The following is an 18,233-nucleotide window of genomic DNA, read 5'->3' as shown; positions in this document are numbered from 1 at the left end:
GATAGTTCCGAATGCCGCCCGAGCGAGGAGATCACCAGCGGTAGTGAGCGAACGCCTTGTTGGCTTCGGCCATCTTGTGAGTGTCCTCGCGACGCTTCACAGCGGCACCGAGGCCGTTGCTGGCGTCGAGCAACTCGTTCGCCAGACGCTCGACCATGGTCTTCTCACGACGAGCGCGCGAGAACGTGACCAGCCAGCGCAGTGCCAGCGTGGTGGAGCGGCCGGGACGAACCTCGACGGGCACCTGGTAGGTGGCGCCACCGACACGACGGCTGCGAACCTCGAGGGCCGGCTTGACGTTGTCGAGTGCACGCTTGAGCGTGACGACGGGGTCGGTGCCGGTCTTCTCGCGAGCCTGCTCGAGCGCCTGGTAGACGATGCGCTCTGCGGTCGACTTCTTGCCGTCGAGAAGGATCTTGTTGACGAGCTGCGTGACCAACGGCGATCCGTAGACCGGGTCGTTGATCAGCGGCCGCTTGGGTGCTGGGCCCTTGCGTGGCATATCAGCTCTTCTCCTTCTTGGCTCCGTAGCGGCTACGAGCCTGCTTGCGGTTCTTGACACCCTGGGTGTCGAGCGAGCCGCGGATGATCTTGTAACGCACACCCGGGAGGTCCTTCACACGACCACCGCGAACGAGCACCATCGAGTGCTCCTGCAGGTTGTGACCCTCACCGGGGATGTATGCGGTGACCTCGACCGAGGAGGTCAGGCGAACACGCGCGACCTTACGGAGAGCGGAGTTCGGCTTCTTGGGGGTGGTGGTGTACACGCGAGTGCACACGCCACGGCGCTGGGGACTGCCCTTGAGGGCAGCGGTCTTCAGTTTCGCGACCTTGTCGGTGCGTCCCTTACGGACCAGCTGGTTGATCGTTGGCATAAACCGGCTTTCTTCGTGTCGATAAACAGGGATCTAGCAGTTGGAGCAAGAGAACACTGCTCCTCACCCGGTACTGCCGCTGCTCCAGTACTGCTATCGCGGGTCTCTTGCACCCCGCGGTCGGGTGTGTCGCATACCCCCACACGTCCAGCCGGTTGCGCGCTCTTCGAGCGAACGTGCGCACGGCTGTACCTCGCATAGGCACACAAACGTTCCGGCCAGGCCGGACACGACCCATAACGATACCCGGCGGCGTCGCCTCGGGTCAAAACACCCCTCGCGCGGGTAGGCAACTAACGACTGAGGTTGAGCGTGAGATCGGCGAGCTTCGCCGCGGCCTGGCATGGATCGGGATGCGCGGCGTCCGGCTGGTACTGCACCCACCACCCGAAGATGCCGTCCCGATCCGCACCCGCCGAGACTCCACACGACGCGGAGTCGTCGGGACGCTGAGCCTGGATTGCCTTGCGTCCCTGCACCGTTGTGTCGGTGACGGTGTACATCATCTTCTCGTCGGCGGCCCGCTCGGCTGCGAGAGTGCCGGACTCGAACCAGTTGAACGTCACCTTCACCGTGCCCGCGGAGCCGACGAGATCCCACCGACAGATGGCCCCGAAGAAGCCGCGCTCGATGGCGTCGGCTCCGGTGGTCTCGGCGATCTGGTCGTCGGAGACGGCGTCGCACTCGGTCAACAATTCGGTGAATTCTTGGCCACCGGAGCCTGCGAAGCTCGCCGGTCTCGCGGTCCCCTCGACGGTCTGGGCGCACCCGGCAACGAGCAACAGGGTCGACGCCGCCGCGATCACTCGTCTGCGCGTCATTGCTTGCGCTCCACGGTCAGCGTCGCGAGTTCGTTTCCGACGTCGCACGGCGGGCGCGCGGCCGGTCCGAGGGAGTACGTGATCGACCAGTGGAAGAAGTCGTCGCCGAACTGCACGCCGATCTCGCACAGAGTGTCCTGCTCGGCCTCGAAGCCGGGGTTGCCGTCGATGTCGATGTCTTTCGCCGGACGGCCGATCAGCTCGGAACCGGCGCGTTCGCGTCCGATGGGGCTACCGCGGTACCAGGAGAAGCTGACGCCGGGCCCGCCGAACCCCGTGGTCTCCCACTGGCAACCGACGGAATTTCGGGTGATCTGCGCGAACGGGCCTGCACCGAACGCGGACTGCACCTCGGCGTCGGTGATCGATCCGCATTCGCCGAAGAACGGGCCGGGCTCGTAGGCCGCGGTGGTCGGGGCGGTGTCCTCCGGCGCCGCAGCGTCGTCCTCCGCACCGCCGCACCCGGCGATGAGCACAGCTGTTGCCGTCACGACCATCGCGAACCGTCTCGTCATCTGCCCCGGGCTCACAGCTACGGGGCCGAGAATCCGCCGACGCCCGGAATGTCGAACAGAATGCCGTAGGCGAGGACGTGTGCGGTGAACAGGACCGGTCCGCTGCCGGTATCGGCGACGACCGGTCCGGAGGGCTCGAACACGCCGTTTCCCTGCTGGCAGATCGGTGCGTTCACCGAGCCGGTGCGTCCGTTGGCGATGTTGACGAAATCGACCTGCAGGCTGGCGAAGTTCTGATAGGACGTGCAGATCCGCGGCTCGGCGGCGCGGCCCCAGATGTTGGTCAGTCCCGGCGTCTCGGTGCTGGCTACCTCGATCGTCCCGATCCACTGATCCGGCACGACGAGTCCGCCGACGGTGACTCCGAGGTTGGGGATCTGCAGAACGGGGACGGGAACCGGTCCCGGCGGGGGTGCAGGCGCGTTCTCGGTGGGTGCAGGCGGTGCATCGGCAGGCGGTTGGGCCTGTGCGACCGGCGCGAGGGCCATGGTGCCCACAGCCGCGAATGCAGCTGCGAGTAGACCGAATCGAGTCCGACGAGCCATACCTGTGTGTCTCCTGATCCTTTGGAAGCGAGTCGCCATACGTTACCGCGAAGCGGCGAGCTTCCGGCCCTGGACGTAGACGCCGACGATGGCGGGCTCGCGCATCGCCATCAGCAGAGCGAACAGGGTCTGGTCGCGGGCCAGCTCGGGGTCGTCGGCACGGACGCCGTGGTCGACTGCTGCCGCGAGCTGCGGCCATGCGGACGGATCGACCACGACGAAGTCGGCTTCCTTGCCCGCGTCGAAGTTGCCGATTCGGTTCTCCATGTCCAGCGCACGGGCCCCGGCGAGGGTTCCGGTGAACAGCAGTTCGGCGGGATGCAGGGACAGTCCGGCGTCACCGGCCTCGGAGATGTGCACCTTGAACGCATCGGCGAGGACCTGCGGCAGCAACCATTCGTCACCGCCGCCGAAGTCCGACCCGATGGCGATGTTCACCCCCGCGGCAACGGTCCGCAGCCACGGCATGGTGCCCGAGCCCAGGAACTGTTGCGAGGTGGGACAGTGCGCGATGGACGTGCCCGTCTCTGCCATTCGCGCGAGTTCGACGTCCTGACAGTGCACCGCGTGCGCCAGGATGGTGCGCCGCCCCAGGAAGCTCTTCCCACCGACCTGCGAGCCCGGCAGGAACTTGCCGTCGTAGGTGTCGAGGTACGTCTGCACCCCGTAGGCGTTCTTGGTGGCGTCGATCTCGCCGGTTCCCGGCCGGTTGTTCTCGTTGAGGTGTGTGTGGAAGTAGACACCTCGCGCGCGGACGGAATCGTAGAGCTCGCCGAGGTTCCTCAGCGTCTCCGTCGTCACCGAGAGCGAGAACCGCGGTACGACGGCCACGTGCAGCTTTGCCGTGTCGACGTCGCCGGTGTCGGCTGCGTGCCACTTCTCGATCTCCTCGGACACCAGCCGGATGGCCTCGTCCTCACCGGTGATCAGGGCCTGCGCCGACGCCGGCCCGGTGGTCTGGACCCCGCGGCCACTGACGATGCGCAGCCCGTGCTTCTCGGTCTCGGAGAACAGCGAGTCCTGCGCATGCGGGAACGCCGATCCGAACACCATCGCCTGCGTGGTTCCGGCTCGGATCCGCGCGGCGCAGAAGTCTCCGGCCGCAGCGGCAGCGAACTCGGGATCGGCGAAGCGCGACTCGGACGGAAAGATGCACGTGTTCAGCCACTCGAGGAGTTGCCCGCCGCCGTAGGAATCCCCGGCGTAGGTCTGCGGGAAGTGAATGTGCGTGTCGACGAATCCCGGCAGTAGGAACCCGGGCCGATGGTCGGCAACCGCATGCTGCGCGAATTCGGTTGGGAGCGAATCGAACTCACCGCAGAACTCGATGATGCCGTCGTCGCCGACCACGAGGGCACCGTCGGGAATCGACACCAGCGCGGCGGCGGCGTCCACCACGGTGGGCGAGCCTGCGACGTGAAAGATGTGGCCGCGGTGCACGCGTGAGATTTCGGAAGTCACCCGCCAGACTCAAGCACAGGTCGATCGGAACTGCAGATCGTGCGGGTCTCTACTGCACTCCCGCTCCTGCGGCGGACAGCCGCGCGTTCAACGACGCATCCAATACCTCTGCCCACGACCGCACGACCTCGGCACGCCGTCGTGCGTCGTCGGTGAGCACATCGGCCAGACCCAGACCGCGGGCGAGGTCGAGGGTGGCCTGAACGAGACGGTGGGTGACGGGATCGTTGTCGTCGACACCGAGGTTCTCGACGGCCATCTTGTGGGCACGACGACCGAACCGTTCTTCGAGTGGGACGATCCGATCGCGCAACTCGGGATCGGCCGAGGCCGCTGTCCAGACCTGAAGTGCCGCTTTGAACATCGGCCCGGTGTAGTACTCGACGAGCCGTTCCACCACCAGTTTCGTCCGGCCCGGGCCCGCCGGAATCTCCTGCGCCTCGCGGCGAGCGCTGTCCATCCGAGTGTCGAACATGTACTCGAGCGCTCCGGTGATCAGATCCTCACGCGTCGGGAAATGATGCTGGGTCGCGCCGCGGGAGACGCCTGCACGTTCGGCGACCACGCCGACCGTCGTTGCAACCCAGCCCTGCTCGGCGAGCGAATCGATCGTCGCCTCCAGCAGTCGCTGACGCGTCACCCTGCTGCGGTCCTGCTTGGGTTCGCGCGCCATCACCATCGCCATACTCCCTACTACCGACGCTCTGCCGACCTGCTTCTCGGCCGCTCTACTTCTCGGCCGCCCAGGACGGGGGCCTCTTCTCCAGAAAGGACATCATCCCCTCTCGGGCCTCGTCGGACGCAAACAACCTGGCCGATTGCTCGGCGACGGCAGTCCCGCGCTCGTCCATCTCGCGCCTGATCGCGGCCGTGGTGAGGCGCTTCGACTCGGCCAGGCCCTGCGGCGAACACTTCCTGAACATGATCATGTAGTCGGCCACCGCGGCAGCGGGGACGGCGTCGGCCACGGTGACCAGACCGATCGCCTCGGCCGTGGCACCGTCGAACGTCTCCCCGGTGAGGAAGTAGCGACTCGCCGCGCGAGAGGTCAGTCGCGGCAGCACGGCCACCGAGATGACCGACGCGGCGAGGCCGAGGCGTACCTCCGTCAACGCGAACGAACTCTCGGGTCCGGCGACCGCGATATCGCAGGCCGCGACGAGCCCCATCCCGCCTGCCCGTACATGTCCGTCGATCTGCACGACGACGGGTTTCGGGGTGTCGATGATCAACCGCATCAAATCGAGCATCTGCCGGGTGAGCAGTTCCGGTGATGCTCCGGCTTCGCGGAGGTCGGCTCCGGCACAGAATGTGGTGCCGGTGTGGCCGAGCACGATCGTTCTGACGTCGTCGTCGTGTGCAGCAGCGATCAGGCCCGCGGTCAGCTCTTCGACCAACACCGACGACAGCGCGTTCCGGTTCTGCGGCGAATCCAACGTCAAATATGCTGTGCTGTTGCTCGACTCGACGAGAACGGCCATCAGTAGCTTCTCGGCAGTCCGAGCGAGTGCTGGCTCACGAAGTTGAGGATCATCTCCCGACTCACCGGTGCAACGCGTGCGATACGGGCGGCCCCGAGCATCGCAGCCAAGCCGTACTCACTGCTCAACCCGGCACCACCGTGGGTCTGGATCGCCTGATCGAGCGCCTTGATGCTGGCCTCGGCGGCAGCGTATTTGGCCATGTTCGCCGCCTCGGCAGCGCCGAAGTCGTCGCCGGAGTCGTAGAGCACGGCGGCCTTCTGCATCATCAGCTTGGCGAGCTCGAGTTCGATCTTGCACTGCGCCAACGGATGAGAGAGACCCTGGTGAGCCCCGATCGGCGTCTTCCATACGGTGCGTTCCTTGGCGTACTTCACCGCTGCATCGATGGCGTACCGACCCATCCCGACAGCCATCGCGGCACCGAGAATGCGTTCGGGGTTCAGGCCGGCGAACAGCTGCATCAGGGCGGCATCGGCCTCACCGACGAGCGCCTCGGCGGGGAGCCTGACGTCGTCGAGGAACAGCACGAACTGATGATCGGGCTCGACGATGTCCATCTCCATCTGCGTCTTCTGCAGACCGGGAGCGTCCGTGGGCACGATGAACAGGGCCGGCTTGAGCTTGCCGGTCTTGGAATCCTCGGTGCGTGCGACGATCAGAACCGCATCGGCCTGATCCACGCCGGAGATGTAGATCTTGTTGCCCTTGAGAATCCATTCGTCACCGTCACGACGCGCCGTGGTGGTGATCTGGTGCGAGTTGGATCCGGCGTCGGGTTCGGTGATGCCGAAGACCATGATCTTGGAACCGTCGGCGAGAGCGGTGAGCCACTCCTGCTTCTGATCCGGTGTGCCGTACTTACCGATGATGGTGCCGCAGATGGCCGGGCTGACGACGACAAGCAGCAGACCGGCTCCGTGCGCGGCCAACTCCTCCTGCACGAGCGCGAGTTCGTAGATGCCTGCGCCACCGCCGCCGTACTCCTCGGGCAGGTTGACGCCGAGGAAACCGAGCTTGCCCGCCTCGTTCCACAGTTCGGTCAGCGGCTCACCCTTGCGCGCCTTCGGCAGGACGTAGTCGATGTAGTTGTAGCGCTTGCCGAGTGACGAGACTGCGTTGCGCAGACCCTTCTGCTCTTCGGTTTCGATGAAACTCATACTTGCTCCACTCCCTTTTCGGTGACCACGGCCAGAACTGCGCCGACTTCGACTTGCTGACCTTCCACTACGTTCAACTCGGTGAGCACACCGTCCGCGGGTGCGGTGACCGTGTGTTCCATCTTCATCGCCTCGAGCCACAGGATCGGCTGACCGGCGGTGACGGTATCGCCCTGCGCAGCAGCGATTCTGATGACACTGCCGGGCATCGGTGCGAGCAACGAACCGGCCGCGACCTCGTCGGTGGGGTCGGTGAACCGCGGGGCCTTGATCAACCTGACCGGACCGAGTGCAGAATCGACGAACACGTCCGATCCGTAGCTGCTCACCTGAAAGATGCGACGAATTCCGTTGTCGTCGAGCGTCACCGAGGTCGGCGTGTGCACGACGAGTTCGACGCCCTCGAGGTCGACGCCCTCCACCGAGGAGGTGAGTCCGCTGCGTCCGATCGAATATTCGACGGTGATGTCGTTGTACGTCTTGCGCTGCGGTTGGGACCGAAGATTGCGCCAGCCACCGGGCAGTCCCCGGTTCACCCGCGCTCGCGCGACGTTGCTCGCCGCGTCGGCCAAGGCAGCCGCGAGAGCCGACAGTTCCTCGGCCCGGCCGTGTGCGATCGGCTGAGCCAGGACATCGAGCCCGTGCCTGTCGAAGAAGGCGGTGTCGGTATCCCCGGCCAGGAATGCCGGGTGCCGCAGGATGTTGACCAGCAGATCGCGGTTGGTCTTCAGGCCGTGAACGGTGGCCTTCTGCAACGCTTTCGCCAGTAGATTCGCAGCCTGATCCCGCGTCTGCGCGAACGAGATGACCTTCGCGAGCATCGGGTCGTAGTGAGTTCCCACCACGCTGCCGGTCTCGACGCCGGAGTCGACTCTGATGCCGGACTTCGCGAGCACCTCGAACTGGACACCGGGTATCTCGAACCGGTGTACGGCACCGCTCTGCGGCTGCCAGTCCTGGGCCGGATCCTCCGCGTAGAGGCGAACTTCGATGGAGTGGCCACGCGTCTTCGGCTGCTCGGCGGGCAACCGCTCCCCCGCGGCGACCCTGATCTGCAAGGCCACCAGGTCGAGTCCGGTCGTGCACTCGGTGACCGGGTGCTCCACCTGCAGACGCGTGTTCATCTCGAGAAAGAAGAAGTTGCCCTTCTCGTCGGCGAGGAATTCGACGGTGCCCGCACCCTCGTAGCCGATGGCCTCGGTGGCCAGCGTCGCCGCATGGAAGAGCTTCTCGCGCATGCCGTCGATGCGTTCGACGAGCGGCGACGGTGCTTCCTCGACGACCTTCTGATGTCTGCGTTGGATCGAGCACTCGCGCTCGCCCACCGTCCACACCGTGCCGAATCTGTCTGCCATGACCTGTACTTCGATGTGCCGACCGGTCTCGATGTACCGCTCGACGAACACCGTTCCGTCGCCGAATGCCGAGAGTGCCTCGCGCCCGGCTGCTTCGAGCTCCGACTCCAGGTTCTCGAGGTTGCGCACGATGCGCATGCCGCGCCCGCCGCCGCCCGCGGACGCCTTGATCAGCACCGGAAGCTCGTTCTCGGTGACCGACTCGGGATCGAGCTGGGTCAGCACCGGCACTCCGGCGTCGGCCATCATCTTCTTGGACTCGACCTTCGAGCCCATCAGTTCGATAGCCTTGACGGGCGGCCCGATCCACGTCAGGCCGGCGTTCTGCACCTGCTGCGCGAAATCGGCGTTCTCGGAGAGGAATCCGTATCCCGGATGCACGGCGTCGGCTCCGGCGGCCGCGGCTGCCGCGATGACGAGCTCGCCGCGCAGGTACGTCTCGGCCGAACTGTTTCCGGGCAGCCGCACTGCCGAGTCGGCCTCACGCACGTGCGGGGAATTGGCGTCTGCGTCGGAGAACACCGCGACGGTGTCGATGCCTTCGGCGCGGCAGGTAGTGAAGACGCGGCGGGCAATTTCGCCGCGGTTGGCTACGAGGACGGACCTTACGGTCATGGCTTCACATCCGGAAGACACCGAAGTTGGCGGTGCCTTCGATCGGGGCGGTGGCGATGGCCGACAGGCACATTCCCACCACCGTGCGGGTATCACGGGGGTCGATGACGCCGTCGTCGTAGAGGCGTCCGGAGAGGAACATCGGCATCGACTCGGCCTCGATCTGGCCTTCGATCATCGCGCGCATGCCGGCATCGGCTTCGGCGTCGAAGGCTTGTCCACGAGCTTCGGCAGCGGCGCGTCCGACGATGGAGATGACACCGGCGAGCTGCGCGCCGCCCATGACGGCGGACTTGCTGGACGGCCAGGCGAAGAGGAATCGCGGATCGAACGCGCGTCCGCACATGCCGTAGTGACCGGCTCCGTAGGACGCACCGAGCAGAATGGAGATGTGCGGCACCGTGGAGTTGGACACGGCGTTGATCATCATCGAACCGTGTTTGATCATGCCGCCCTCCTCGTACTCCTTGCCGACCATGTATCCGGTGGTGTTGTGCAGGAACAGAAGTGGGGTGTTCGAGCGATTGGCGAGCTGAATGAACTGCGTCGCCTTCTGTGATTCCTCGCTGAACAGCACACCGCGGGCGTTGGCCAGAATGCCGATCGGATATCCGTGCAGCTCGGCCCAGCCGGTGACGAGCGAACCGCCGTACATGGGCTTGAACTCGTCGAAATCGGAACCGTCGACGATGCGGGCGATGACCTCGCGTGGGTCGAACGGGATCTTCAGATCTGTGGGGACGATGCCGAGCAGGTCCTCGGGGTCGGCCAGCGGCTCGATGACCTCGGCGCGCGGCTCGGGGCCCTTCTTCTTCCAGTTGAGCCGGGAGACGATGCTGCGCCCGATGCGGATGGCGTCCTGCTCGTCGACAGCGAAATAGTCTGCGAGACCCGACTTTCGGGCGTGCATCTCGGCACCGCCGAGCGATTCGTCGTCCGAGTCCTCGCCGGTGGCCATCTTGACCAGCGGTGGGCCGGCAAGAAACACCTTGGAACGTTCCTTGACCATGACGACATGATCGGACATGCCGGGTATGTATGCGCCGCCGGCGGTGGAGTTACCGAACACCAGGGCAATCGTGGGGATGCCGGCCGCCGAGAGCTGCGTCAGATCACGGAACATGCGACCGCCGGGGATGAACACCTCCTTCTGCGTCGGCAGATCGGCTCCACCGGACTCGACGAGTGAGATGACCGGAAGCCGGTTCTGCGTGGCGATGTCGTTGCCGCGGAAACCCTTCTTGAGGGTCCACGGGTTGCTCGCCCCGCCGCGGACCGTCGGGTCGTTGGCCACGATGAGGCATTCGACGCCGCACACCACGCCGATACCCATGACGGTGCTGCCTCCGACGGGAAAGTCGCTGCCCCAGGCCGCGAGTGGGCACAGTTCGAGAAACGCGGAGTCCTCGTCGATCAGCAGCTCGATGCGTTCGCGGGCGAGCAGCTTGCCGCGCTTCTTGTGTCGCTCGACGTACTTCTGACCGCCACCGAGCAGAGCCTTCGAATGCTCGGCGTCGATCTCGGCCAGCTTGGTGTGCATGGCCTCGGTGGCACCGGAATACTGTTCCGACGCGGTGTCGAGGGTGGACTTCAGCACGCTCATGCCTGATACCCCAATCGTTTTGCTGCCAGTCCGGTGAGGATCTCGGTCGTCCCGCCGCCGATACCGAGGATGCGCATATCGCGGTACTGCCGCTCGACCTCGCTCTCGCGCATGTACCCGAGCCCGCCGAAGAGCTGCACCGCTTGATTGGCGACCCACTCTCCGGACTCGACGGCCGTGTTCTTCGCGAAGCAGACCTCGGCGATGAAGTCCTCGTTCGATTCGAGCGATCGCTCGACGAGGGACCGGGTGTAGACGCGGGCGATGTCGATCTTGCGCGCCATCTCGGTCACGGTGTTCTGTACGGATTGCCTTGCGATGAGAGGCTTTCCGAAGGTCTCACGATCGCGGACCCACTGCAGCGTCAGATCGAGGCACCGCTGTGCGCTGGCGTAGGCCTGCGCGGCGAGGGCGATGCGCTCGGTGAGAAACGCCTGCGCGATCTGCGCGAAGCCGCTGTTCTCGGCACCGACGAGGTTGGCAACCGGGACGCGGGCGTCGACGAACGAGAGCTCGGCGGTATCGGATGCGCGCCAGCCCATCTTGTCGAGCTTGCTGGTGACCTCGAACCCGGGCGTGCCCTTCTCGATGACGAGCAACGAGACACCGGCTGCACCCTCGCCGCCGGTGCGGACCGCGGTGACGATGAAATCGGCTCGGCATCCGGAGGTGATGTACGTCTTGGATCCGTTGACGACGTAGTGCTCGCCGTCTCGGACGGCCTTCGTCCTGAGGTGGCCGACATCCGAACCGCCACCCGGCTCGGTGATCGCGAGCGATCCGATCTTCTCCCCGGCCAGCGTGGGCCGCACCCACTTCTCGATCTGATCGGCGTCGCCCGCTGCCACCAAGTGCGGCAATGCAATTCCGCTGGTGAACAGCGATGCGAACAGTCCACCGGACGCACCGGCCTGATGCATCTCCTCGCAGATCACGACCGCGTCGGCCAGATCTCCACCGTCGCCGCCGACGTCCTCGGGGAAGCCTGCTCCGATCAGTCCCAGAGCGGCTGCCTTCTTGTGCAGTTCGCGCGGAATCTCTCCGTCGGTCTCCCACTGATTCATGTGCGGCGCGATGTCCTGCTCGACGAAACTGCGGACGGTCTTGCGCAGCTGCTGACGCTCGGGCGTCGTCCAGATGTTCATACGAGTTCTCCCTTGTAGGCAAGCGTTTCGGGGATGTCGATGTGCCGCGACCGCAGCCATTCACCGAGTCCCTTGGCCTGTGGATCGAATCGGGCCTGAGAGGCGACGCCTTGACCGAGGATGCCCTCGATGACGAAATTCAGGGCCCGCAGATTGGGCAGTACGTGGCGGGTGACGGTCAGCGGCTCTGCCTCGGGCAGCATCTGTTTCAGAGTCTCGACCGTCAATGTGTGCACGAGCCACGAGAATTCGTCGTCGGTGCGAACCCAGACTCCGACGTTGGCGTTGCCGCCCTTGTCGCCGCTACGGGCCGCGGCGATGGTTCCGAGTGGAAGCCGGATGGTCGCTTCGGGTGCTCTGGGTGCAGGCAGCGCCGGTTCTTTCACGGGCTCCAGTACCTGCGTCTGCTGCGACGGAGCTACGGCACATTCGGTCCCGTCGGCCAGGTGCGCGACGTGTGGCACCTCGGCCGCGTCGACGAAGCCTGCCGTGAACACTCCGTAGGGCGCTCCGTTTCCGGGGGGCGCGGTCACCGAGAATCCGGGATAACTGGCCAGTGCGAGTTCGACTGCCACGGCCGAGAACTGACGTCCGACAGCGTCGGGGTTGCTGTCGCGGGCAACACAGCGCAGCAGGGCGCTGGCCGTCTCCTCCGTCTCGGCATCCGGCTTGTCGGTGCGCACCAGGGTCCAGTCGAGCTCGGCGGGACGGGCCTTGAGCCAGGACTCGAATTGCCGTTGTGCCAGTGCCGCTTTGGCTTCGATGTCGAGTCCGGTGAGCACCATCGTGAATTCGTTGCGGAACCCGCCGAGTGCGTTGAGCGAGACCTTGTAGGTGGGCGGTGGGGCTTCCCCCGTAACGCCGGTGATGGACACCCGATCACTGGACTCCTGCGCCAGGATCGCCGTGTCGATTCTCGCGGTGACGTCGGGGTTCGCGTATCGCCCGCCGGTGATTTCGTACAGCAGCTGAGCGGTCACGGTGCCGACGCTGACAGCCCCACCGGTGCCCTCGTGCTTGGTGATGACGGACGAACCGTCGGACTCGATCTCGGCGATGGGGAATCCGGGACGAGACATGTCCGCGATCTCGGTGAAGAACGAGTAGTTGCCACCCGTCGCCTGCGTTCCGCATTCGATGACATGTCCGGCGATCACGGCCCCGGCCAACGCGTCGTAATCGGTCGGCGTCCAACCGAAGTGGGCCGCTGCAGGCCCGACAATGACACTGGCGTCGGTGACGCGACCGGTGACCACGACATCGGCCCCGGAGTTCAGGCATTCGACGATGCCCCACGCTCCGAGGTAGGCATTTGCGGTCAGCGGGCTTCCGAGACCGAGTTCGGTGGCTCGGCCGAGGAGGTCGTCACCGTCGACGTACGCGATCTTCGCGCCGGAGTCCAGCTTCTCCAGTGCCTCGGCCAGGCCTCGGGGGTTGAGTCCGCCTGCGTTGGCGACGATCTTGACACCCTTGTCCAGTGCCAACCCCAGGCAGTCCTCGGCCTGCCGCAGAAAGGTCTTGGCGTAGCCACGGGTCGCGTCCTTCATTCGATCGCGACCGAGAATGAGCATCGTCAGCTCGGCCAGGTAATCACCCGTGAGGTAATCGAGTTCGCCGCCCTCGAGCATCTCTCGCATGGCGGAGAGACGGTCTCCGTAGAAGCCCGAACAGTTGCCGATTCGTACGGTCATGCTTGCTCTCGTCCTGACTGTGTCCGTCCGGCTCCCGGAGGGCCTGCGAAGGCTTGGGCGATGGTGAGCCAATGCGCGGCGTCGGCTCCCTCGGACGTAATGCCGAGGTCGTCGCGGTGAGCACGCTGGGTGACGAGAAGGCAGAAGTCCAGCGCCGGACCGCTCACACGTTGGGCGGCGTTCTCGGGTCCCCAGGTCCAGAGCTCTCCCGACGGCGCGGTGAGCTCGACGCGAAACGGTTCGGTCGGCGGAGCCTGCTGGTTGACGGCGTAGGCGAAATCCCGTGTGCGGACGCCGATATGAGCGACTGCGCGGATTCGGTCGGTGGGAACGCGGGTGACGCCAACCGCGTCGGCGACATCCTGACCGTGCGCCCAGGTCTCCATCAGACGCGCCGTGGCCATGGACGCCGCACTCATCGGGGGTCCGAACCAGTCGATCTTGATCCCGGACGGCACCTGCATCAGCGCGTCCGTCATGGCGGTCCGTCGGGTTCGCCATGCGCTCAGGAGGTCGGGGTCACGAGATCCTTCCTCGGCGGCCTCGTCGACGAAGCCGGTGGGGTTTTCCCACGCCTTCTTCAGAGTGAGAGCGAACTCTTCCTTGGCCTCGATATCGCCTGATGCGCCGGACGTGGTCCGCTCCGCGACGTGATCGGTCCAGGAGAGGTGCGCGATCTGGTGCGCGACGGTCCAGCCCGCGGCCGGTGTCGGTGTCGCCCACTGGTCCGGGGTCAACTCGGCCACGAGTGCATCGAGGTCGTTGCCCTCGGCGCGGAGGTCGTCGACCAGAGTGTCGAGGTCTGCCATGAGCCCAGCTTCACAGGAGGTCTCGAAAAAAGCAAGCACGCTTGCTTGTTAATCCGTAACCTGGCGTTCGCTTGCCGTCTCTACGGTGACGACCGTGAGAATGTCGAGACTCGTGGCCGTCACCGTTACCCTCGCCGTCATGGCCGCTGGTTGCTCCTCGTCCGACCCTGATGCCGACCGACTCGAAGCCGTTACGACGCCGGTACGCGTGGCGACGTTCAATGCCAGCCTCAATCGGCCGGTGGCCGGGCAGCTGGTGACCGATCTGCAGGGTGAGGACGCACAGGCTCGCGCGGTTGCCGATGTGATTGCCGCGAACTCACCGGATGTGTTGCTGGTCAACGAGTTCGACTACTCGGGCCAGGATGCGGTGACTCTCTTCAACGACAACTATCTCGACGGACAGTATCCGCACTCCTTCACTGCACCGGTGAACACGGGCGTCGATTCGGGACTCGACCTGGACCGGGACGGCACACTCGGCGGCCCGGGTGATGCGTGGGGGTTCGGCCAGTTCCCGGGCCAGTACGGGATGGTCGTGTACTCGAAGTATCCGATCGCCACCGATTCGGTACGTACGTTCCAGAACTTCCTGTGGAAGGACATGCCGGATTCCCTGCTGCCGCGTGACTACTACGGAGATGCCTCCGACGCCCTACGACTGTCCAGCAAATCGCATTGGGACGTGCCGATCGACGTGAACGGCACGACCCTGCACGTGTTGGCGTCACACCCCACTCCCCCGTCTTTCGATGGTCCCGAGGACCGCAACGGCAAGCGCAACCACGACGAGATCAGACTCAGCGCCGATTACATCTCGGGTGCGGACTACCTCTACGACGACAACGGTGTACGCGGCGGGCTGGAGAACGGAGCATCGTTCGTCATGCTGGGCGATCAGAACAGCGATCCGGTGGACGGCGATTCGGTGGCCGGTGCCATCGCGCAGGTTCTCGACCTTCCGCGGGTTCAGGATCCTGCACCCACCTCGGCCGATCACGGCACGGACACAGCAGATTTCGCCGACCCGACGCCGGGCGACCTGCGCGTGGACTACGTGTTGCCCTCGGACGATCTGACGGTGATCGATTCGCAGGTGTACTGGCCTTCGGGCACCGAGCACCCGTCGGACCACCGACTGGTGTGGGCCGACCTCGAAATATGATGGATGCGTGACCAATCTACCGATTGTCGAATTCGCGTACCCGGGGCCCTTACGGGACACCTTGGTTGCGGCCGTCCTGACCGGTGCCAAGACCACCACGGCCAGTCTGTTGGTCCAGTATGCCGACGAGGAGATGCCGAGAGTCGGTGAACGTGGCGCGGTGGTGGATTCGGCGGGTGTCGTCGTCGGAGTCATCGAGACCACAGGTGTCGATGTCGTTGCGCTGAAGGATGTTTCATTCCAGCATGCCTTCGACGAGGGAGAGGGTTACGCCGATGTGGCGCAGTGGCGGGCCGGACACGAAAGATTCTGGCACTCGACCGAGGTTCGCGCGGAACTGGGCGATCCACACTTCACCGTCGACGACGACACTCAGGTGGTCCTGGAGCGGTTCGTACTCGTTCCGGAGTGAAGCGGGGTGGCAGTCTCGGGATCGAGACACTGCGTCGCACCGCTACGGTTCTGCCAGGGCGGAGCGCTCGGCAGGTGTCAGTCCGCCCCAAATACCGTGTGGCTCCTGCACATCGATGGCGTACCGCCGACACTCGGTGAGCGCGGGACACAGACTGCAGACAGCCTTGGCCGCCTGTTCGCTGTACCGCAATGTCGGTCCGCGTAGCCCTTCTGGAGGGAAGAACACGGACGATGCCATCGAGCGGCATCGGGCAGAGCGCTGCCACTCCCAATGGTCGACGCGAGGCGGCGGCAGATCAGGCGACATCACTGGACTCGCGAGGGGTGCGAGGCCGTCGTGTGCTCGATCGTGTACGTCTCCGAACCAGTGAGTTCGCTGGTGAAATTGTCCTTCAGGTCCACTCCGGAGCGGCCGAGCGCGAGGGCCCCGGTCAGCAGCGATTGCGTGATCTGTGCTGCGCGGAGATAACTCTGGCCGTCCGGAGGGTGAATGTTGGACACGCAGTTTCGATCGGCGTCGGTCCGGCCCGGGTACGGCAGGTGAGTGAGGTAGATGCCGAGGCTGTCGACCACCGACAGGCCGGGACGCTCGCCGATGATCACGATGACGGTGCGAACACCGGACGCTGCAGCGATGTGATCGCCGAGTGCAACTCTCGCCTGAGTCGCGATGACCGGAGCCGCGATGGTGTGGCGATCCGACAGTTCGGAGACCAAGGCCTCGAGTAGCCCGGTGCCGTGCTCGCCGAGCGCTCGCGGGGACAGACCGTCGGCGAGTACGAAGCCGATGTCCTTGTTCTCCGAGACGACATGTGCCGAGGAGCGCAGTGTTCGGCCGAGATCGGGTCGGCGTAGATACTCGCTGCGGTTCGAGGCCCTCGAACGAACGGACACCGGAACGCCGATGCCCAGCTCGCTGATGTCGTCGGCGAGCCGATCGACGTCGAGCTCGAGGTGCACAGCATCGCGGGCAGCGGAGTGAGCAGCGTTGAAGTCCAACAATCGTGAAGTCGGAAGGCCGTAACCCGTTCGCCCCAAACCGATCCGTGATGTCGTCGTCGCTCGCAATCGGTCCCAGCTGTCGGTGTCCGAGCCCGCTGGGGACGGTCGATGGTCCGTCATCGATCGGTGAGCGCCATGAGCGGCGAGGCTGCGAGATCGATCGGAGTGATGCGTCCCGAGTCGTCGGCCATGCCGAGAGAGTGCAACCAGCGCTCGAATTCCGGTGCCGGCCTCAGGCCCAGGACGTGCCGGACGTACAGCGCATCGTGGAACGACAGACTCTGATAGCCGAGCATCACGTCGTCGGCTCCGGGGACTGCGATGACGAACGCGGCACCAGCAGTTCCGAGCAAGGTGAGCAGGACATCCATGTCGTCGGAATCGGCTTCCGCGTGATTGGTGTAGCACACGTCGACCCCCATCGGGAGGCCGAGGAGCTTGCCGCAGAAGTGATCTTCCAGGCCGGCGCGAATGATCTGCTTACCGTCGTACAGGTATTCGGGCCCGATGAAGCCGACCACCGTGTTCACCAGCAACGGATCCAACACTCTCGCTACCGCGTAGGCCCTTGTCTCGAGCGTTTGCTGATCGACTGCGAGCCCGCCCGATCCGATATTCGCGTTGGCGGACAGCGCGGATCCTTGACCTGTTTCGAGATACATGACGTTGTCGCCGACGGTTCCTCGCCCGAGCGATCGTCCTGCCTCTGCGGCCTCGAGCAGCATCGGGATCGTTGTTCCGAAACTCGTGTTGGCACCCTGCGTGCCTGCGATGGACTGGAAGATCAGATCCACCGGAACGTTCTTGTCGATCAGATCCATAGTTGTTGTCACGTGGGCCAATACGCACAATTGCACGGGAATGTCGAAACGCAGTCGAATGTCGTCGAGGAGATGCAGGAGCGTGGCCGTGGCGTGCGGCGAGTCGGTGGCCGGATTGACGCCGATCACGGCGTCGCCGCAGCCGAGAAGCAGCCCGTCCAGCGTTGCTGCCGCGATACCGCGTGGATCGTCGATCGGATGGTTTGGCTGTAGTCGGGTGGCAATTCGTCCTGGCAGACCGATAGTGGTTCGGAAGGCCGAGGTGACAGTCATGGCTTTCGCGACGGCGATCAGATCCTGATTACGCATCAGCTTCGATGCGGCAGCTGCCATTTCGGGTGTGATCCCGGACGAGACAGCGGCGAGGGTGTCTGCGCTGTTCGCGGTGGCCGCCGTTGCGAGCAGCCAATCACGGAAGCCACCGACGGTCAGATGGGAGATCGGAGAGAAGGCCGTCCGATCGTGCGAGTCGACGATCAGGCGCGTCACGTCGTCGGTCTCGTAGGGAACGAGCTGTTCCTCGAGAAACACCGACAGCGGAATATCTGCCAGGATCCATTGGGCAGCAGCACGTTCGGCATCCGAGTGAGCCGCACATCCTGCCAGCTCGTCACCGGAACGCAGAGGTGAGGCCTTCGCCATGACCTCGATCAGCGAGGAGAACGTGTAGCCCGTTCCGGATATCTGTTGGTGGTAGCGCATGAGCGGCTTTCCCTTTCTGGCGAGTACCGGTGGACGCTTGTCGAGCGCAG

The 18,233-nt window shown here is 65.0% G+C and carries 19 protein-coding genes; 2 read left to right on the top strand and 17 right to left on the bottom strand.

All coding sequences use genetic code 11. From position 1 onward, the window contains the following. Nucleotides 1–31 precede the first annotated feature (31 nt). The 14 genes from rpsG to CH295_RS15715 all read right to left on the bottom strand — a co-directional run bounded on the left by rpsG (nucleotide 32) and on the right by CH295_RS15715 (nucleotide 14,079). The gene (rpsG, locus tag CH295_RS15780; protein WP_003941856.1) at nucleotides 32–502 is read right to left on the bottom strand and encodes a 30S ribosomal protein S7; all 471 of its coding nucleotides are present in this window, start codon (nucleotides 500–502) and stop codon (nucleotides 32–34) included. Nucleotide 503: 1 nt separating this feature from the next. Further along, nucleotides 504–878, bottom strand: coding sequence for a 30S ribosomal protein S12 (gene rpsL, locus CH295_RS15775; RefSeq protein ID WP_008714048.1), 375 nt, complete (start codon nucleotides 876–878; stop codon nucleotides 504–506). A 293-nt stretch (nucleotides 879–1,171) separates the two neighbouring features. Continuing rightward, the gene (locus CH295_RS15770; protein WP_094633928.1) at nucleotides 1,172–1,699 is read right to left on the bottom strand and encodes a DUF3558 domain-containing protein; all 528 of its coding nucleotides are present in this window, start codon (nucleotides 1,697–1,699) and stop codon (nucleotides 1,172–1,174) included. Beyond that, nucleotides 1,696–2,196 carry a DUF3558 domain-containing protein gene (locus CH295_RS15765; RefSeq protein WP_037191645.1) on the bottom strand — a complete coding sequence of 167 codons (501 nt, stop codon included), beginning with the start codon at nucleotides 2,194–2,196 and terminating at the stop codon, nucleotides 1,696–1,698. Before CH295_RS15765 ends, CH295_RS15770 begins: the two co-directional genes overlap by 4 nt. A gap of 35 nt (nucleotides 2,197–2,231) precedes the next feature. Continuing rightward, a complete protein-coding gene (locus CH295_RS27825; protein WP_094633930.1) occupies nucleotides 2,232–2,759 on the bottom strand; it encodes a hypothetical protein in 528 nt (175 codons plus the stop codon). 42 nt (nucleotides 2,760–2,801) lie between these two features. Further along, nucleotides 2,802–4,208 carry a guanine deaminase gene (locus tag CH295_RS15755; RefSeq protein WP_094741362.1) on the bottom strand — a complete coding sequence of 469 codons (1,407 nt, stop codon included), beginning with the start codon at nucleotides 4,206–4,208 and terminating at the stop codon, nucleotides 2,802–2,804. Between the two features lie 61 nt (nucleotides 4,209–4,269). Beyond that, entirely contained in the window at nucleotides 4,270–4,893 is a 624-nt protein-coding gene (locus CH295_RS15750) for a TetR/AcrR family transcriptional regulator (RefSeq protein WP_037191644.1), read from the bottom strand. 55 nt (nucleotides 4,894–4,948) lie between these two features. Then, a complete protein-coding gene (locus CH295_RS15745) occupies nucleotides 4,949–5,701 on the bottom strand; it encodes an enoyl-CoA hydratase family protein (protein WP_094741247.1) in 753 nt (250 codons plus the stop codon). Then, entirely contained in the window at nucleotides 5,701–6,861 is a 1,161-nt protein-coding gene (locus tag CH295_RS15740; protein WP_037191352.1) for an acyl-CoA dehydrogenase family protein, read from the bottom strand. Before CH295_RS15740 ends, CH295_RS15745 begins: the two co-directional genes overlap by 1 nt. Beyond that, nucleotides 6,858–8,831, bottom strand: a complete 1,974-nt coding sequence (locus tag CH295_RS15735; RefSeq protein WP_094741246.1) for an acetyl/propionyl/methylcrotonyl-CoA carboxylase subunit alpha — start codon at nucleotides 8,829–8,831, stop codon at nucleotides 6,858–6,860. Before CH295_RS15735 ends, CH295_RS15740 begins: the two co-directional genes overlap by 4 nt. Before the next feature lie 4 nt (nucleotides 8,832–8,835). After that, a complete protein-coding gene (locus tag CH295_RS15730; RefSeq protein WP_037191350.1) occupies nucleotides 8,836–10,434 on the bottom strand; it encodes an acyl-CoA carboxylase subunit beta in 1,599 nt (532 codons plus the stop codon). Then, complete coding sequence (locus tag CH295_RS15725) at nucleotides 10,431–11,579, bottom strand: acyl-CoA dehydrogenase family protein (protein ID WP_094741245.1); 1,149 nt, start codon at nucleotides 11,577–11,579, stop codon at nucleotides 10,431–10,433. Before CH295_RS15725 ends, CH295_RS15730 begins: the two co-directional genes overlap by 4 nt. Continuing rightward, a complete protein-coding gene (locus CH295_RS15720) occupies nucleotides 11,576–13,270 on the bottom strand; it encodes an acyclic terpene utilization AtuA family protein (RefSeq protein WP_094741244.1) in 1,695 nt (564 codons plus the stop codon). Before CH295_RS15720 ends, CH295_RS15725 begins: the two co-directional genes overlap by 4 nt. Next, complete coding sequence (locus CH295_RS15715) at nucleotides 13,267–14,079, bottom strand: TIGR03084 family metal-binding protein (protein WP_094741243.1); 813 nt, start codon at nucleotides 14,077–14,079, stop codon at nucleotides 13,267–13,269. Before CH295_RS15715 ends, CH295_RS15720 begins: the two co-directional genes overlap by 4 nt. Before the next feature lie 100 nt (nucleotides 14,080–14,179). Between CH295_RS15715 and CH295_RS15710 the strand changes: the two genes are divergently transcribed. Beyond that, the gene (locus CH295_RS15710; RefSeq protein WP_094741242.1) at nucleotides 14,180–15,244 is read left to right on the top strand and encodes an endonuclease/exonuclease/phosphatase family protein; all 1,065 of its coding nucleotides are present in this window, start codon (nucleotides 14,180–14,182) and stop codon (nucleotides 15,242–15,244) included. Between the two features lie 7 nt (nucleotides 15,245–15,251). After that, nucleotides 15,252–15,656 (top strand): ASCH domain-containing protein, encoded by a 405-nt coding sequence (locus CH295_RS15705; RefSeq protein ID WP_094741241.1) that lies wholly within the window; start codon nucleotides 15,252–15,254, stop codon nucleotides 15,654–15,656. Between the two features lie 42 nt (nucleotides 15,657–15,698). Here CH295_RS15705 and CH295_RS15700 read toward each other — a convergent pair whose 3' ends face one another. Genes CH295_RS15700 through CH295_RS15690 form a run of 3 tightly spaced genes read right to left on the bottom strand, consistent with a single transcriptional unit; the run spans nucleotide 15,699 to nucleotide 18,183 of the window. Continuing rightward, nucleotides 15,699–15,965 (bottom strand): WhiB family transcriptional regulator, encoded by a 267-nt coding sequence (locus CH295_RS15700; RefSeq protein WP_037191642.1) that lies wholly within the window; start codon nucleotides 15,963–15,965, stop codon nucleotides 15,699–15,701. Beyond that, complete coding sequence (gene eutC, locus CH295_RS15695; protein ID WP_094741240.1) at nucleotides 15,965–16,780, bottom strand: ethanolamine ammonia-lyase subunit EutC; 816 nt, start codon at nucleotides 16,778–16,780, stop codon at nucleotides 15,965–15,967. Before eutC ends, CH295_RS15700 begins: the two co-directional genes overlap by 1 nt. After that, entirely contained in the window at nucleotides 16,777–18,183 is a 1,407-nt protein-coding gene (locus CH295_RS15690; RefSeq protein ID WP_094741361.1) for an ethanolamine ammonia-lyase subunit EutB, read from the bottom strand. Before CH295_RS15690 ends, eutC begins: the two co-directional genes overlap by 4 nt. Between the last annotated feature and the right edge of the window lie 50 nt (nucleotides 18,184–18,233).

The sequence above is a fragment of the Rhodococcus sp. 14-2483-1-2 genome, assembly GCF_002259405.1.
In the GTDB taxonomy this organism is placed as follows: Bacteria; Actinomycetota; Actinomycetes; order Mycobacteriales; family Mycobacteriaceae; genus Rhodococcoides.
Note: the sequence above shows the minus strand (reverse complement) of the source record. Positions and strands in the feature narration are given on the sequence as shown.

What these genes read in the sequence shown, in the direction of transcription:
- CH295_RS15700 (WP_037191642.1), bottom strand. Translation starts at nt 15,965, where the DNA reads ATGTCGCCTGATCTGCCGCCGCCTCGCGTCGACCATTGGGAGTGGCAG.
- CH295_RS15740 (WP_037191352.1), bottom strand. Translation starts at nt 6,861, where the DNA reads ATGAGTTTCATCGAAACCGAAGAGCAGAAGGGTCTGCGCAACGCAGTC.
- rpsL (WP_008714048.1), bottom strand. Translation starts at nt 878, where the DNA reads ATGCCAACGATCAACCAGCTGGTCCGTAAGGGACGCACCGACAAGGTC.
- CH295_RS27825 (WP_094633930.1), bottom strand. Translation starts at nt 2,759, where the DNA reads ATGGCTCGTCGGACTCGATTCGGTCTACTCGCAGCTGCATTCGCGGCT.
- CH295_RS15750 (WP_037191644.1), bottom strand. Translation starts at nt 4,893, where the DNA reads ATGGCGCGCGAACCCAAGCAGGACCGCAGCAGGGTGACGCGTCAGCGA.
- CH295_RS15690 (WP_094741361.1), bottom strand. Translation starts at nt 18,183, where the DNA reads ATGCGCTACCACCAACAGATATCCGGAACGGGCTACACGTTCTCCTCG.
- CH295_RS15710 (WP_094741242.1), top strand. Translation starts at nt 14,180, where the DNA reads ATGTCGAGACTCGTGGCCGTCACCGTTACCCTCGCCGTCATGGCCGCT.
- CH295_RS15730 (WP_037191350.1), bottom strand. Translation starts at nt 10,434, where the DNA reads ATGAGCGTGCTGAAGTCCACCCTCGACACCGCGTCGGAACAGTATTCC.
- eutC (WP_094741240.1), bottom strand. Translation starts at nt 16,780, where the DNA reads ATGACGGACCATCGACCGTCCCCAGCGGGCTCGGACACCGACAGCTGG.
- rpsG (WP_003941856.1), bottom strand. Translation starts at nt 502, where the DNA reads ATGCCACGCAAGGGCCCAGCACCCAAGCGGCCGCTGATCAACGACCCG.
- CH295_RS15735 (WP_094741246.1), bottom strand. Translation starts at nt 8,831, where the DNA reads ATGACCGTAAGGTCCGTCCTCGTAGCCAACCGCGGCGAAATTGCCCGC.
- CH295_RS15725 (WP_094741245.1), bottom strand. Translation starts at nt 11,579, where the DNA reads ATGAACATCTGGACGACGCCCGAGCGTCAGCAGCTGCGCAAGACCGTC.
- CH295_RS15765 (WP_037191645.1), bottom strand. Translation starts at nt 2,196, where the DNA reads ATGGTCGTGACGGCAACAGCTGTGCTCATCGCCGGGTGCGGCGGTGCG.
- CH295_RS15770 (WP_094633928.1), bottom strand. Translation starts at nt 1,699, where the DNA reads ATGACGCGCAGACGAGTGATCGCGGCGGCGTCGACCCTGTTGCTCGTT.
- CH295_RS15745 (WP_094741247.1), bottom strand. Translation starts at nt 5,701, where the DNA reads ATGGCCGTTCTCGTCGAGTCGAGCAACAGCACAGCATATTTGACGTTG.
- CH295_RS15715 (WP_094741243.1), bottom strand. Translation starts at nt 14,079, where the DNA reads ATGGCAGACCTCGACACTCTGGTCGACGACCTCCGCGCCGAGGGCAAC.
- CH295_RS15720 (WP_094741244.1), bottom strand. Translation starts at nt 13,270, where the DNA reads ATGACCGTACGAATCGGCAACTGTTCGGGCTTCTACGGAGACCGTCTC.